At 61.3% G+C, this 14,069-nt stretch carries 12 protein-coding genes and 1 pseudogene; 4 read left to right on the top strand and 9 right to left on the bottom strand.

Translation table 11 applies throughout. From position 1 onward, the window contains the following. Positions 1-225: 225 nt before the first annotated feature. Positions 226-672, top strand: coding sequence for a GNAT family N-acetyltransferase (locus BA011_RS27305; protein WP_065283095.1), 447 nt, complete (start codon positions 226-228; stop codon positions 670-672). A gap of 199 nt (positions 673-871) precedes the next feature. Here BA011_RS27305 and BA011_RS27300 read toward each other — a convergent pair whose 3' ends face one another. The 9 genes and pseudogenes from BA011_RS27300 to BA011_RS27260 all read right to left on the bottom strand — a co-directional run bounded on the left by BA011_RS27300 (position 872) and on the right by BA011_RS27260 (position 9,572). Next, entirely contained in the window at positions 872-1,615 is a 744-nt protein-coding gene (locus BA011_RS27300) for an ABC transporter ATP-binding protein (RefSeq protein ID WP_065283094.1), read from the bottom strand. Continuing rightward, the gene (locus BA011_RS27295) at positions 1,612-2,466 is read right to left on the bottom strand and encodes an ABC transporter ATP-binding protein (RefSeq protein ID WP_065283093.1); all 855 of its coding nucleotides are present in this window, start codon (positions 2,464-2,466) and stop codon (positions 1,612-1,614) included. The genes BA011_RS27300 and BA011_RS27295 overlap by 4 nt, the downstream gene beginning before the upstream one ends. After that, complete coding sequence (locus tag BA011_RS27290) at positions 2,463-3,398, bottom strand: ABC transporter permease (protein WP_020047134.1); 936 nt, start codon at positions 3,396-3,398, stop codon at positions 2,463-2,465. The genes BA011_RS27295 and BA011_RS27290 overlap by 4 nt, the downstream gene beginning before the upstream one ends. 4 nt (positions 3,399-3,402) lie before the next feature. Further along, a pseudogene (locus tag BA011_RS27285) lies at positions 3,403-4,499 on the bottom strand (ABC transporter permease). Positions 4,500-4,505: 6 nt separating this feature from the next. After that, entirely contained in the window at positions 4,506-6,092 is a 1,587-nt protein-coding gene (locus BA011_RS27280) for an ABC transporter substrate-binding protein (RefSeq protein WP_065283091.1), read from the bottom strand. A 42-nt stretch (positions 6,093-6,134) separates the two neighbouring features. Next, complete coding sequence (locus BA011_RS27275) at positions 6,135-7,085, bottom strand: dihydrodipicolinate synthase family protein (protein WP_065283090.1); 951 nt, start codon at positions 7,083-7,085, stop codon at positions 6,135-6,137. A gap of 20 nt (positions 7,086-7,105) precedes the next feature. Then, complete coding sequence (locus BA011_RS27270; RefSeq protein ID WP_065283089.1) at positions 7,106-8,011, bottom strand: SMP-30/gluconolactonase/LRE family protein; 906 nt, start codon at positions 8,009-8,011, stop codon at positions 7,106-7,108. Further along, on the bottom strand, positions 8,008-8,838 hold the full coding sequence (locus BA011_RS27265) for an NAD-dependent epimerase/dehydratase family protein (RefSeq protein ID WP_065283088.1): 831 nt from the start codon (positions 8,836-8,838) through the stop codon (positions 8,008-8,010). Before BA011_RS27265 ends, BA011_RS27270 begins: the two co-directional genes overlap by 4 nt. Positions 8,839-8,858: 20 nt before the next feature. Beyond that, positions 8,859-9,572 carry a FadR/GntR family transcriptional regulator gene (locus BA011_RS27260; protein ID WP_026160238.1) on the bottom strand — a complete coding sequence of 238 codons (714 nt, stop codon included), beginning with the start codon at positions 9,570-9,572 and terminating at the stop codon, positions 8,859-8,861. Between the two features lie 315 nt (positions 9,573-9,887). On the opposite strand from BA011_RS27260, the gene BA011_RS27255 reads away from it, so the two are divergent. The 3 genes from BA011_RS27255 to BA011_RS27245 all read left to right on the top strand — a co-directional run bounded on the left by BA011_RS27255 (position 9,888) and on the right by BA011_RS27245 (position 14,065). Further along, a complete protein-coding gene (locus BA011_RS27255) occupies positions 9,888-11,825 on the top strand; it encodes an ABC transporter substrate-binding protein (protein ID WP_065283087.1) in 1,938 nt (645 codons plus the stop codon). Between the two features lie 122 nt (positions 11,826-11,947). Next, complete coding sequence (locus BA011_RS27250; RefSeq protein WP_065283086.1) at positions 11,948-12,934, top strand: ABC transporter permease; 987 nt, start codon at positions 11,948-11,950, stop codon at positions 12,932-12,934. Between the two features lie 9 nt (positions 12,935-12,943). Further along, a complete protein-coding gene (locus tag BA011_RS27245) occupies positions 12,944-14,065 on the top strand; it encodes an ABC transporter permease (RefSeq protein ID WP_065283085.1) in 1,122 nt (373 codons plus the stop codon). Positions 14,066-14,069 lie beyond the last annotated feature (4 nt).

The following is a 14,069-nucleotide window of genomic DNA, read 5'->3' as shown; positions in this document are numbered from 1 at the left end:
ACGGGACCTATTCGCTCGCCGCGGAGCACACGTTTTCAACACGATCAAACTACCAATGCTGCCCACGCGCGCTGCCAGCGGACTGACCCGGACCTGCCTGGCGCAGCCGCGATCTTTACCATTTTAGGGACAAGCTCGGCGAAAAACCTGCGGATGCATCCAACACGCCATTGCGAAACCAATAGCCTTCGGCGAATGTCGCCTCACGTGGCGTGAGGCGAGTTTATGTCATTTCGGATCGAGCGTCTGGTTGAAAAACACATTAGCGGCGCGGCCGTCGTATTGGTAAATGCCTACGCCCTGCCGCCGTGGAATGAGAGCTGGTCGCTTGAGGCGGCTGCAGAAAATGTGACCTATGTGCTTGAAACTCCCAGGTCAATTGCGCTTGCGGCAGTTGAAGGAGACAAGGTGCTCGGCATTGCGCTCGGGATACGACAGCGGCGCCATACCGGCCCCGTCATTTATGTGGACGAGCTTTCAGTGCAGCCCGACGCACAAGGTAAGGGAATAGGGACCGCTCTACTTTCTGCAATGTTCGAAACAGCCACAGTTGAAGGATGTAGCAGCGTGTGGCTGATCTCACAACGAGGAGGGGCGCTGTCGGAGTTCTATCAGCGTTGCGAATTTGCCGTGATAAGCGACCTTGGCCTGTACTCCAGATCAAGCGGATAACGCCAGATTGGGGAATCTCCGATCCGCCAGCGAAAATCCTGAGCATGCCCGGGTGAACGTGTGAGTGGCCGAGTGTCTTTCAAAGGTTGCGCAACATCATCGGCGATCGATACTGCCTTTGGTTTAGGCAGCCGGATCGGCTTGATGTGGATGGCGAGCCTGCGACGACGTCAGCAAGCAGCCGTGTATCGATCGCGAATTACGCCCTTCCGTACATCCTGCTCGCGCGCAGCAGGCGTTGCGAATACGGGTGTTCGACAGCACCCCTTCGCAAGGCGCCGACATCGACCTGTTCGACGATCTCGCCCGCTTCCATGATGGCGACGCGGCTGCACATGTGCGAGACGACGGCGAGGTCGTGGCTGACGAGCAGATAGGTCAGACCGCGATTGGTGCGCAAATCCTGGAGGAGATTGAGGATCTCGGCCTGAACCGACACGTCGAGCGCCGATGTCGGTTCGTCGAGAAGCAGAACGTCCGGATTCAGCATCAGCGCGCGGGCGATCGCCACGCGCTGGCGCTGGCCGCCGGACAGCTGGTGCGGAAATCTGTAGCTCAGCGCCGGATCGAGGCCGACCGATCTCAGGACGTTGTTGACGTCGACGGAATTCGTATCCAGGCCCTGGTTGCGCAGCGGTTCTTTGAGTTGCGAGCGGATGGTCTTGCGGGGATGGAGGGATCCGTAGGGGTCCTGGAACACCATCTGCACTTGGCGGAAGAATGGCCGACTGCGCCGTTGATTCAACGGCTCGCCTTGGAGCTCGATCCGGCCGTCATAATTGGCGTTGAGGCCGGAAAGCGCCCTGAGGACAGTGGACTTCCCGCAGCCGGACTCGCCGACCAGGCCGAAAGCAGTTCCCTTTTCGATGGCGAAGCTTACGTCTCGAACGACAGGCCGCTGCCCAGGCCCGAAACGGACCGTGAGATTGTCGATTTTAATCACCGCGGCGGCTCCAATGCGAATTCTTCAAGCCAGGCCGGATCTCGTTTCAGGATCGGCAGCCGGGCGGGGGGATCTTCGATCGTCGGCAGCGATGCCAGCAATCCTTTCGTATAAGGATGTCTGGCCTTGTCGAGATCGCGCGCCTCGAGCACTTCCAAGACCCGCCCCGCATACATGATGAGGACGCGATCGCAGAAATTCCTGATGAGATTGAGATCGTGACTGATGAAGATCAGCCCGAGATTGCGTCGCAAGACGAGCTCGTCGAGCAGAGCCAGGATCTCGAGCCTCACCGTCACGTCGAGCGCTGACGTCGGCTCGTCTGCGATCAGCACTTCGGGTTCGGCAATCAACATCATGGCGATCATTGCCCGCTGACCCATGCCGCCCGAGATTTCGTGCGGATAAAGGCGGGCCACGCGCTCGGGATCACGGATCTGGACGGCTTCGAGCATGTCGAGCGCTTGGCTGTAGGTCTTGCTCTTGCTCGCCCTCGGATGATGGAAGCGGTAGGTCTCGGCGATCTGTTCGCCGATCCGCATGACGGGATTGAGCGAATATTTCGGATCCTGCAGGATCAGGCCGATCCGCCGCCCCCTGATCGTCATCATCGTTTTTTCGTTCGCCTTGAGCAGATCGATGTCGCGAAAGCGCATCCGCTCGGCATTGACGATCGCGGTCGGCGGCAGCAGCTTCATGATGGCGCGGCCAACGGTCGACTTTCCCGATCCGGATTCACCGACGATCCCGAGCTTTTCTTGTCCAAGCGAAAAGCTCACGCCGCGCACGGCCCGCACCTGTCCGCCGCCGAAGGCGATTTCGAGATTCCGAATATCGATCAGGTCAGTCATTCCGAACCTCGGGGATCGAGAACATCGCGAAGCGCATCGCCGACGAGGTTGAAGGCGAGGCTGACGAGCGCAATGGCAATGCCGGGTGCGGCGATGACCCAGGGGCTATCGAGCATGAATTCACGTCCGCTGGCGGCCATCGAACCCCATTCCGGCCATGGCGGCTGCGCGCCGAGGCCGAGGAAGCCGAGGCCGGCGGCGGTGATGATGATGCCCGCCATGTTGAGGGTGACGCGGACGATCACCGAGGGAATGCACATCGGCAGGATGTGGCGGGTGATGATCGCAATTGACGTCGCGCCCTGCAGGCGCACGGCGGCGATGTAATCCGCCTTGCGGAGGCTGAGCGTCTCGGCGCGCGCAAGGCGCGCGATCGGCGGCCAGGCCGTCAGTGAAATCGCGATGATCGCATTGGTGATGCCTGGACCGAGCGCTGCGGCAAAACCCAGCGCCAGCACGAGGCCGGGGAAGGAGAGAAAAATATCGGTGACGCGCATCAGGATTTCATCGACGATGCCGCCGAAATAACCCGAGACGGTGCCGATCAGCAGGCCGAGCGGGGCGACAATGACCGTGACGAGCATGATGATGTAGAGCGTCGTGCGGGCGCCATAGATCACCCGGGAAAAGACGTCGCGGCCGAAATTGTCAGTGCCGAGCCAATGGCTCGCCGATGGCGCGGCAAGCCGCCCGGCCATGTCCTGAACGATCGGATCGTAGCTCGTCAGCAGGGGGGCGGCCAGCGCCACGACGATCAGCAGCAGGATGATGGCCAATCCGGCCAGGCCAAGCGGGTGCAGGCTGAATTTCCGCCAGCCCTGGTGAATTTGCTGCGCCGATGACTGGAACCAGCCTCGAGGCTCCGGTGCGAGCAGCCAGTTGCGAAGACCGCCGGTGTTGACGCTGTCTGCGTGCTCAGAGGAGATCGTCATGGCGTCACCGTGTCCTCGGATCAAGAATGCGATAAAGGAAGTCCGACAGGATGTTGATCGTCAGGAAGACGGCGCCGATCGTCAGGACCGAACCCATGACCACGTTCATGTCGTTCATCTGCAGCCCCCGGGTCAGGTACTGGCCGAGCCCCGGCCAGCCGAAGACGGTCTCGATCAGCACCGCGCCTTCGAGCAGACCGCCGAAGGTCAGCGCCATGATCGTCAGGAGCTGTACGCGGATGTTCTTGAATGCATGGCGCCAGACCACCTTTCGGGTGCCGAGCCCCTTGGCCCGGGCGGTGATGATGTATTCCTGGCTCAACTGCTCCAGCATGAAGCTCCGCGACATGCGGCTGATATAGGCGACGGAATAGTAGCCGAGGATTGCCGCCGGCAGGATGATGTGGCCAAGGGCGTTGTAAAACACGTCCCATTGGCCCTGAATCGCCGCGTCGATCAGGAGGAAGCCCGTCATCGGCGTGACGAGGCCTTCATAGAAGACATCGATCCGGCCCGAGGCGCCGACGAGCTTCAGCTTCGCATAAAAGACGAAGAGCGCCATCAGCCCGGTCCAGAAGATCGGGATGGAGTGGCCGGCAAGGGCGACGATCCGCGCAATGTGGTCGATAACGGTTCCGCGCCTGACCGCAGCGGTGATCCCTAAGGGAATGCCGACGATCGCCCCGATGATCATGGCGATGATCGCAAGTTCGATCGTCGCGGGAAAGATCGTCATCAGATCGGTGAGGATCGGCTGGCCCGTCGTCGCCGACATGCCGAGATCGCCTGTGGCGATCTTGCCGACGTAGGACAGGAACTGCATCCAGATCGGCTGCCCAAGACCCAGCTCGTTATAGACGCGATCGTAAACCTCCTTGCTGACTTCCGCCCCGGTTATGGCGAGCACGGGGTCGGCGGGCAGCAGGCGGCCCATCGAGAAGGTCAGGACGAGCAGGCCGAGCAGCGTCGTCACGACGGCCACAATACGTCCCGCCAGGCGCCGCAGCAGGCTCAGTGCCGGGTGCGGGGCCGCCTCTGCGAACCCGCCCGCCGGGGAGTGCCGGCCGCTCCCCCCTTCGATGTCATATCGGCGCTTGCCACGGCGTTCTACTCCTTGGTCACGTCATGCCAGCGCGTCGACCATGTCGTATGCCCGTGATAGCCCTTCACGTTGGCGCGCATGACATAGGGGTCGGTTCGCTGGAAGAAGATGACCAGCGGCGAAGCCATGCCGGCATAGATGCCATCCATCTTCTTGAAGATGTCGGTGCGCTTTTCCGTGTCGCGCTCCTTCATCGATTGGTCGATGAGCGTGTTGAGTTCGTCCACCTTCATGCCCGTGCGCCAGAGGTAGTAGCTGCCGAGGCGTGCTTCGTCGCTATTGTCGGGGTTGAAGGCATATTGCGTGGCGACCGCGAAGGGATCGGGCAGGCGGGCGCCGGAATTGCCGAGCAGCACTTCGAATTTGCGCTCGCGGAAGGCGGGCGTGAACTCGCCGGGCACGAGATCGAGATCGATGCCGGCGGCGCGGGCACTCGCCTGCAGCGCTTCGGCGAAGGGCAGGGTCGGGGCTCCCGACGGATTGAGCACCTTCTTCAGGCCATTGGGATATCCGGCCTCCGCCAGCAGTTGCTTGGCCTTGGCGGGATCGTAATCGTAGCGGACCTCCGCCTCGCCGGGAGCGCCGATCATGCCGCGCGGGATCATCGACTGCCAGGGAAATCCCGTATGGCGCATGATGTTGCCGGAGATCGCTTTCCAGTCGAAGGCATGCTGGAAGGCCTCGCGAACCTTCGGCTTCTGCAGATCCGGATCTTTCTGATTGAGGGCGATATAGTAGAAGCCGAGACCCGGGACATTCTCGATGACCATGTCCTTCTTAGTGGCGAGCGCATCGAGGTCGCCGCTTGCCACATACTGGCCGACATCGACGTCGCCGGCTTCGAGCTGAAGCCGGAGATTGCCGGATTCCGGGATATGACGAGCGACGACGCGCGCCATGGCCGGCTTGCCGCCCCAATATTTCGGCTGCGCATTGAAGATCGCGACATCGTTCGGCCGCCACTGCGCCAGGCTGAATGGGCCGCTGCCGGCGGAATTGGCGGAAAGCCAGGCGCCGCCGAAGTCGCCGTTCGCCTCGTGCGACAGCACCGTCTTCTTGTCCACGATGCCGATCGACGAGCCCGCCAGCGAATAGAGCACCAGATCGGTATTGACCGACTGCGGCAGCTCGATCTCGAGCGTGTGTTCGTCTTTTGCGCGAACGAGCTTTTCGACGTTTTCAGGCGTGAAGCCCCAGAGCGCGACGTCGGTGGAGCCGACCTGGCCCATCTTGATGACGCGCTGGATCGACCAGGCCGCATCTTCGGCGGTCACCTTGTTGCCGCTCTGGAAGACCGCGTCGTCGCGTAATGTCAGCGTGATGATCTTGCCATCCGCCGAGACGCTCCATTGCGTCGCGAGCATCGGCTTCAGTGTTTTGAGGTCGTCCGGCGACAGCTGCACGAGGTTGTCGTAGAGGTTCGAGATCAGTTCGGAAACCGTGCGGGCATTGTTCTGCGCTGGATCGAGCGTCCTTATGCCGGTGAGATTGGTGCCGATCACCAGCATGTTGGGCGGCGACGCCGCGAAGCTGGGCTGCGCCGTCGTCAGGGCGCCGGCAATTGCGATCGTTGTCAGTACTTGTCTCAGCATCTCAAGACCTCCCAATTCTGTTGTTTGTGGATAGTGTCGAAATCAGCCGGCCGCCTTTACGGCCGGCTGGTCTGAATGAGTTTGAATGTCGCCTTCGGCCTCCCAGCCTTGAAGCAGTCGATGAAGCTCCTCGCGGTCATGCTGGTCGAGCTGCGGCAATCCCGGCACACGCACGGGACCGACATCGAGACCGGAATAGGTGACGGCTTCCTTGACGACGGTCACGTTCGTGCCATTGCGGAATTTGGTTCGCATCCGCTCGAATGGCTCGAGCTTGTTGACGATCGCCCTGGCGGCGGCAAAATCGCCTTTTTCAAGAGCAGCGTGGACCGCAAGCGAGAGCTTCGGCGCGACATTGACGAGGCCGGACGTGAAGCCGCGGGCGCCGGCTGCGGTAAATGTCGGCGCCCAGCTCTCCGCCAGGCCGCAGACGAACAGCGCGCCGCCGGGGCTCGCCGCCGGGATCGCTCTCGACAACAACATCAGATCGGTCGTGGCGAATTTGATGCCGGCAATGTTGCCGTGATTTGCAAGGCGGACGATATCGGCGACGGCGAAACCATCCGCCCTGACATAGGCGATGAGCGGCAGGGCGGAAGCATCCGCAAGATTGCAGAAATAGTCGATCTGGGCCGCAGGTGCTGCGAAAGGATCGACGGGCTGATGCGACATGACGGCGGATGCGCCGATCGCGGCCGCATCCTTCGCCATGCCGATCGCCTCGCGCAGCGACCGGCCGATCGCCGCCGTCACCGGCGCCTTGCCGGCAACGCCTGAAACCGCCGCCTCGTGGACGATCCTGATTTCCTGCGGCGTCAGAGCATAGAATTCCCCGGTATTGCCGGCAGCGACGATGTTGTGAATACCCGCTGCCGCCACCCGCTCATAGACCTTCGCCGTGATCCGGGGTTCGACTTCACCCTTGCCGTCATAGGCGGTGACCGGAACACCCGATACGCCTGTAAGCGCCTTGCGCATGGTTGCGATGCTCATCTTTCTTCCCCGTTATCTTTTCATCTATTCGCCGTCATTCCGACGGGATGATCCCCGAAGCGGAAGGCCGGCAGGCCCTCTGCATCCACGTCGAAGGCGATCACCGTCCCCGCCTCGGAACGCCCGCTGCGATCCGTCGACAGGCTCGTGACGAAGAGGGTGCGCAGATCCGGCCCTCCGAAACACGGCATCGTCGGTGCGGGGACCGGCAAAATGTAGATTTCGACGATTTCGCCTTCGGGCGATATTCGGTTGAGGCGACCGGCGGAAACGCCGGCACTCCAGTAGAACCCGTCACGATCGGTTGTCGCTCCGTCCGGCCGACCCTCGTCTTCCGTGAAGCTGCGGAGCCGGCGCCCATCGCCGAGGTCGCCCGTATCAGGATCGAAGTCGAATGCCTGCAGGAAACATTGCCGGCTGTCGGAATGATACATCCGCCGGCCATCCGGCGACCAGGCAAGGCCGTTGGAACTCGTCAGTTTCGTGGCCACGGTCCGCGTGCGGCCATCGGCGCCCACGCGGTAAAGTGCGGCCTCATTGGTCTGCGGCTTGGCTTCGCTGAACGAGCCGATCCAGAAGTGCCCGTCGGGGCCGACCTTTCCATCGTTGAGGCGGCAGTTGATGTGGCGCCCGACTGGATCCGACACAAGCTCGAAATCTCCCGAGACAGGATCGAAGAGATGGACGCCCGTCTGAAGCGCCACGACGATCCTGTGATCGCGACAAAGCCCGAGGGCGCCGATTGCAGCCGGCATGTCGAAGCGGTCGATCTTTCCAGAAGCAGAGAGCCGGACGAGCGCCGGCGCCAGAATATCGACGAACCACAGAGTGCCGGTCTCTTCGTCCCATACCGGCGATTCACCAACCGTCAGCGGCTGCTGGAACACCGGACGGATGTCAGGGCGGATGATCCGAGGCGCCGTCATTCAACTGTCTCCAGGCTCTTGGCCAGGCCTTCGGCATCGCGCATGCGGATGGTGCCGTCGTGATTGATCTCACAGAACCCGCCGCCCTGGAACGCCAGCGCGACCGGCCCTTCTGATCCCTCTTCGATCAGGGCGTGGTCGCGCGGCCGGTCCTGCGGCTGGTAACCCAATCGTGCCGCCAGATCGTTCTCCCACCACATCTCCTCGGTGTCGGAAACGCCGTAGACCACTGTTGCTGCGATCAGCGGGTGCGAAAGGCCGATCCTGACCAATTGCGCCAGATCTCGCGCGCTGATCCAGATCGCAACCGATCGTTCGCTGTTGGGATAGGTGCCCGCATTGCCGATGCGAATGGAAAGAGAGCGAATGCCCGACGTGTCGTAGTAAAGCCCCGCCACAAGTTCGCCCCAGCATTTGGAAAGTCCATATGGGCTGTCGGGGCGCATCGGGTCGAGCGGCGATACGAGCTGGCCGCGCGGATAAAAGCCGGTGGCATGATTGCTCGATGCATAGACGACCCGCTGGACCTTGTTGATCCGCGCCGCTTCGTAGAGATTATATGTTCCAAGCACGTTCGCGTGCAGAATGGCGTTCATGTCCGTGCCGCTTGCGATACCCGCCAGATGGACGACGCCATCGATATCCTTCAGCGCAGCCGTCGCCTCGTGGAGCTTTGTAAGGTCGGCCCTGACGAAATTCTCGTTTTCGCCAAGCCCGTCAGGTTCCTGGAGATCGATCAGGCTGAGGTGCTCGACATGCGACCGAAGAAGCGGACGCAGCAGCGTCCCTACACGTCCGGCAGCACCCGTCATAGCGACCCGTTTCATCGTCTCTCCTCCCATATCGCTCAAACGCCCTGGAACATGCGGGCGCGCGCATTCAGTATGTGTCTTTTCATCGCATCGTGCGCTTCGGTTTCCCGGTGCGCGAAGATCGCCTCGACGATCACCGCATGCTCATCCTGGACGCTGCGGATCTGTTCCGGCGTCCGCTTCAAGCTCAAGCTTCGCGTAACGGAATGCCCGATGGCGAAATGCGGCTTGAACCACTCGCGTAAGGTGATGTGGAACTGGTTACCGGTCGCCATGGCAATTGCATCATGCAGAGCCTGGTCCTCCTCGGCGCCAAGCTCGCCGTTGCGCAAACATTGCTCGATCGACAGAAGCGCTGCCGTTATCCGTTCCTTGTCGACCGGTTGCCAGTTTCGCGCCGCAAGCTCCGCCGCCTCGGCTTCGAGACCGGCGCGAAATTCGAAGAAGCGCTGGACATCGGCCAAGGAGCCGACCGGCACCATTTTCAGCATCGACGAATCCGGCCTTTGCCTGACATAGGAACCGGAACCCTTGCGCGAAACGACCAGGCCATCGGCTCTCAAGCGTTCGAGCGCTTCGCGCACGACGGGTCTCGATGCGCCGAAATCAGCGGCGAGCTTCGTCTCCGGCGGCAGCCGTTCGTTCACCGGAAAGTTGCCGTCGGCGATCATCCCCACGATCTTCTCGTAGATGATGTCGCTGAAGCGCGTTGCGCCCCTGTTCGAAACGGCATCGACGGCGAATGTCATCATGGTCCTTTTCTCTCAACGCCGCGTGCGCCGGGTCAGCGGCCGCACCTGGCTGTCGCCGGCCATGATTTCAGGGCGGCGACAGCATCTGACAGATTCAACGTTTTTCGTCCTGCTGGCCGTATTTCGGCGGCACAACGTCGCATTTCAATGCAGCATGGCTACAAAATTTGTAATTATCTGTCAACTTTTGTAATCATTTGAGAACGTGTCTATGGTTTCGGTCGTGGCGCCGAGGAGGGCGTCAGCGTCGGGTCGGGAGCCCGCCGCATCAGCCGGTGCAAAGGCTGCGCCGGCACAAAAGGGAGGAATTCGATGGCCAAAGAAATACTGTCGCGTGGCGTCACCCGCCGCGCCGTGCTTGGTGGTATGGCTGGTGTCGCGGCGCTGTCTATCGCCGGTCGCGTGTCTGCCGCAGGCGGCGAAGCGCCGGCCCTTGCGCAGCTCGCCAAGGATGGAAAGCTGCCACCGCTCGCCGAGCGCCTGCCGAAAAAGCCGATGGTCGTGACGCCGTTCGAGAAGGTCGGCACCTATGGCGGCTCGCTGCGCCGCGGCCTTCGCGGTTCATCCGACCATAATGGCATCCTGCGTATGGTCGGCAACCAGAGCCTTGTGCGCTGGAACCTCGATTTTACCGCCGTGCAGCCGAACCTTGCCGAGCGCTGGGAGGTCAGCGACGACGCAACACAATTCACCTTCCATCTGATCGAAGGCGTGCGCTGGTCCGACGGTCATCCCTTTACGGCCGATGACGTCGTTTTCGCGATCGAAGACTGCGTCAAGAACACCGAGCTCTACAGCTCGACACCGGCGCAGCTTGCTGTCGCCGGCAAACCGGTCACGGTCGAGAAGATCGACGATTACACGGTGAAGTTCACCTTTGCTGCGGCCAACGCACTTTACCTCGAAAACCTCGCCACACCGCTTGGTCAGCATCCGACGCTGTTTCCGAAGCATTACTGCAGCCAGTTCCTGCCGAAATATAATCCCAATATCGAGGCCGATGCGAAGAAGGCCGGCGTTACCAGTTGGACGGAGTTGTTCCGCAGCCGTTGCGGCGACATCGAGATCCCGTCGCGATGGGGCAATGTCGACAAGCCGACGCTCGATCCATGGGTGGTCAAGGAGCCCTATGCCGGGGGTGCTACGCGCGTCGTCATGACCCGCAACCCTTATTTCTGGCAGGTCGATACCGAAGGCAACCAGCTCCCCTACATCGATGAAATCAACTTCGGCATCTCGCAGGACGTCGAATCGCTGATGCTGAACGTCATCTCTGGAAAGATCGACATCCAGGAACGTCACATCAGCGTTCTCGCCAACAAGCCGACGCTGTCCAAGAACATGGAAAAGGGCGATTATCGGCTGCTGACGCTCGTGCCTTCGGCCTCGCAACAGTGCCAGATCTACTTCAACATCACCCACAAAGATCCTGCCATGCGCAAGATGTTTGCCGACAAGTCGTTCCGGCAAGCGCTCTCGATCGGCATCAATCGCCAGGAGCTCATCGACATCGTCTATTTCGGACAGAGCGAGCCCTACCAGGCCGGGCCGCGTCCGACCCATCCCTGGTATAACGAGACATACGCGCGCCAATTCACCGAATTTGACGCCGACAAGGCAGGCGCGATGCTCGATGAGGCCGGCTATAAGAAAGGCGGCGACGGTTTCCGGCTGCGGCCCGACGGCCAGAAGGTGTTCTTCTCGATCGACGTCATTCCGACCCTCTATCCCGACCTCGTCGATGCCCTGGAACTGGTCAAGGCGCATTGGGCTCAGATCGGTGTCGACATGAAGGTCAACACGATCGAGCGGGCGCTCTATTACACCCGCGGCGACGATAACGCCCATGATGCGGCGGTGTGGCCGGGTCCTGGCGGTCTCGATCCGATGCTCGATCCGCGCGATTTCTTTGCCTTCCATCCGCAGGGTTCGCGTTACGCCATTCCGTGGACGCTTTGGTACACCTCCAACGGTGCGCGCGGCGAAGAACCGCCGGAGAGCCAGAAGAAGCGCATGAAGCTTTTCGACGAAGCGCGTTCGACGGCCGATCTCGACAAGCGCGGCGCGATCATGAAGCAGATCTTCGACATCGCGGCCGAGGAATTCGAGACCGTCGGCCTTTGCCTTGCCGTCGGCGGCTTCGGCATCATCCGCAACAATCTGCGCAATGTTCCCGAGAAGGAGCCGGATAGCTGGTCCTGGCCAAATCCCGGCCCTGCAATGCCGCAGCAATTCACCTTCACGAGCTGATTTCGTCTTAAGCGCCGTACCATCAGGTACGGCGCTTTCTTTCAGTCCGCCCTCCGCGATGCCTTGCCGGCCCTGACGGCTGACAAGGCCCGGAAGGCGGCGTTCAATGCAAGAGGCGCCCCATGCTGGTCTTTATCGCCAAACGCTTCCTATGGATGATTCCATCACTGTTTGCCGTCAGCTTCCTGGCTTTCGTGCTGATCCAGCTGCCGCCGGGCGATTATGTCACGACTTATATTGCGACGCTGGCAGCCTCCAACGAGATCGTCGATCAGAACACGGCGGCGCAATTGCGCGAGCGCTTCGGCCTCGGCGACCCGATGCTCGTCCAATATTTCAAATGGATATGGGGCATTCTCACGCGTGGCGATTTCGGCATCTCCTTCGAATGGCAGCAGCCGGTCTCTGACCTGATCTGGGAGCGCATGGCGCTGACGCTCGTTCTGGCTCTGTCGACATTGATGGCCACCTGGGCAATCGCGCTGCCGATCGGGGTCTATTCCGCCGTGCGCAAATATTCGATCGGCGACTATTTCTTCACCGCCTTCACTTTCTTCGGTCTGGCCGTTCCGTCCTTCCTGTTGGCGCTGGTGCTGATGTATGTCGCGGCGGTCGAATTCGGACAGGATGTTGGCGGGCTCTTTTCACCGGAATACGAGAACGCGTCCTGGAGCTTCGCCAAGATGGTCGACCTCTTCTCGCATCTCTGGCTTCCCGTCATCATCCTTGCGGTCTCCTCGACGGCGAGCCTCATCCGCGTCATGCGCGCCAACATGCTTGATGAACTGCCGAAGCCTTACGTGACCACAGCACGGGCAAAGGGTCTCTCGGAGTTCCGGCTGCTGATGAAATATCCTCTGATGATCGCGCTCAATCCGTTCATCTCGACGATCGCCTGGCTGCTGCCCAACCTCATTTCCGGCTCGGTCGTCGTTGCCATCGTTCTCAATCTGCCGACGGCGGCACCCTTGCTGCTGCAGGCGCTGATGGCCCAGGACATGTATCTCGCAGGCGCCTTCGTCCTGCTGATCTGCGCGCTGACGCTGATAGGCTCTCTGATCAGCGACATCCTGCTTGCGCTGGTCGATCCCCGCATCCGGTTGGAATAGGAGCCTCACATGGCCGACATCACCGTTACGAACATTCCGCCGGATCGCGCTGCCGTTGCATCCCAGTGGCAGCTCATCTGGTGGGCTTTCCGCCGGCACCGGCTGGCCATGGTGGCGCTTGTCGTCACTGTGCTGATGTATATCGTCGCCCTCATTCCCGGCTTCTTCGCCATCAACGATCCGTACCTGCAAAATGCGCGGGCGACCTTTCACCCGCCGCAGAAATTGCATCTGATCGATACTGAGAACGGATTCTCCTTCGGCCCGCATTATTATCCGATGAAGCTGACCCGCGATCCGGAAACGCTGGCCGCCATCTACAAGGAAGACACGACGAAGCGTGTCGATATCCAGTTCTTTGGGCGCGGTTATGAATATTCCGTGTTCGGCCTGTTCAGAACCAACATCCATCTGATCGCCTCGCCCGACAAAACGACGCCGCTGCTTCTGTTCGGCGCCGACAGGCTTGGGCGCGATGTTTTCAGCCGAACGGTGCAGGGCTCGCAGATCTCGTTGTCGATCGGCCTCGTCGGCGTCTTTTTCTCGCTGATGCTCGGCATCGTGCTCGGCGGCATCTCGGGGTATTACGGCGGCCGCATCGATTTCTTCCTGCAGCGGGTGATCGATTTCGTGCTGTCGCTGCCGACGATCCCGATCTGGCTCGCAATGGCCGCGGCCCTGCCGCAGGACTGGCCTGCGACGCTGCAATATATGATGATCACGATCATCCTCTCGCTGACCGGCTGGGCGCAGCTCGCCCGCGTCGTTCGCGGCCGCTTCCTGTCCTTGCGCACCGAGGAATTCGTCGCCGCCGCGAGGCTCGACGGCGTTCGCGAAAGGCGCATCATCTTTCGCCACATGCTGCCGAGCTTTGCCAGCCATATCATCGCGTCGATCACGCCGGCGGTGCCGGCAATGATCCTTGCCGAAACCTCTCTCTCCTTCCTGGGGCTCGGTCTGCAGCCGCCGACCATCTCCTGGGGCGTGCTTCTGCGCGAGGCCCAGAACATTCGCTCGATCGCCACCGCGCCATGGCTCTTCATGCCGGGCTGTGCCGTCGTGGTCGCCGTGATGGCACTCAACCTTCTCGGCGACGGCCTGCGCGATGCGGCCGACCCCTACAACAAATGAGGCC

Origin of the sequence: Rhizobium leguminosarum (genome assembly GCF_001679785.1) — a bacterium.
In the GTDB taxonomy this organism is placed as follows: Bacteria; Pseudomonadota; Alphaproteobacteria; order Rhizobiales; family Rhizobiaceae; genus Rhizobium; species Rhizobium leguminosarum_R.
This window is presented reverse-complemented; position numbering and strand designations above follow the sequence as displayed.

Excerpts from the sequence above, each read along its gene's own strand:
- BA011_RS27305 (WP_065283095.1), top strand. The coding sequence starts at position 226 with ATGTCATTTCGGATCGAGCGTCTGGTTGAAAAACACATTAGCGGCGCG.
- BA011_RS27295 (WP_065283093.1), bottom strand. The coding sequence starts at position 2,466 with ATGACTGACCTGATCGATATTCGGAATCTCGAAATCGCCTTCGGCGGC.
- BA011_RS27290 (WP_020047134.1), bottom strand. The coding sequence starts at position 3,398 with ATGACGATCTCCTCTGAGCACGCAGACAGCGTCAACACCGGCGGTCTT.
- BA011_RS27280 (WP_065283091.1), bottom strand. The coding sequence starts at position 6,092 with ATGCTGAGACAAGTACTGACAACGATCGCAATTGCCGGCGCCCTGACG.
- BA011_RS27275 (WP_065283090.1), bottom strand. The coding sequence starts at position 7,085 with ATGAGCATCGCAACCATGCGCAAGGCGCTTACAGGCGTATCGGGTGTT.
- BA011_RS27270 (WP_065283089.1), bottom strand. The coding sequence starts at position 8,011 with ATGACGGCGCCTCGGATCATCCGCCCTGACATCCGTCCGGTGTTCCAG.
- BA011_RS27265 (WP_065283088.1), bottom strand. The coding sequence starts at position 8,838 with ATGAAACGGGTCGCTATGACGGGTGCTGCCGGACGTGTAGGGACGCTG.
- BA011_RS27260 (WP_026160238.1), bottom strand. The coding sequence starts at position 9,572 with ATGACATTCGCCGTCGATGCCGTTTCGAACAGGGGCGCAACGCGCTTC.
- BA011_RS27255 (WP_065283087.1), top strand. The coding sequence starts at position 9,888 with ATGGCCAAAGAAATACTGTCGCGTGGCGTCACCCGCCGCGCCGTGCTT.
- BA011_RS27250 (WP_065283086.1), top strand. The coding sequence starts at position 11,948 with ATGCTGGTCTTTATCGCCAAACGCTTCCTATGGATGATTCCATCACTG.
- BA011_RS27245 (WP_065283085.1), top strand. The coding sequence starts at position 12,944 with ATGGCCGACATCACCGTTACGAACATTCCGCCGGATCGCGCTGCCGTT.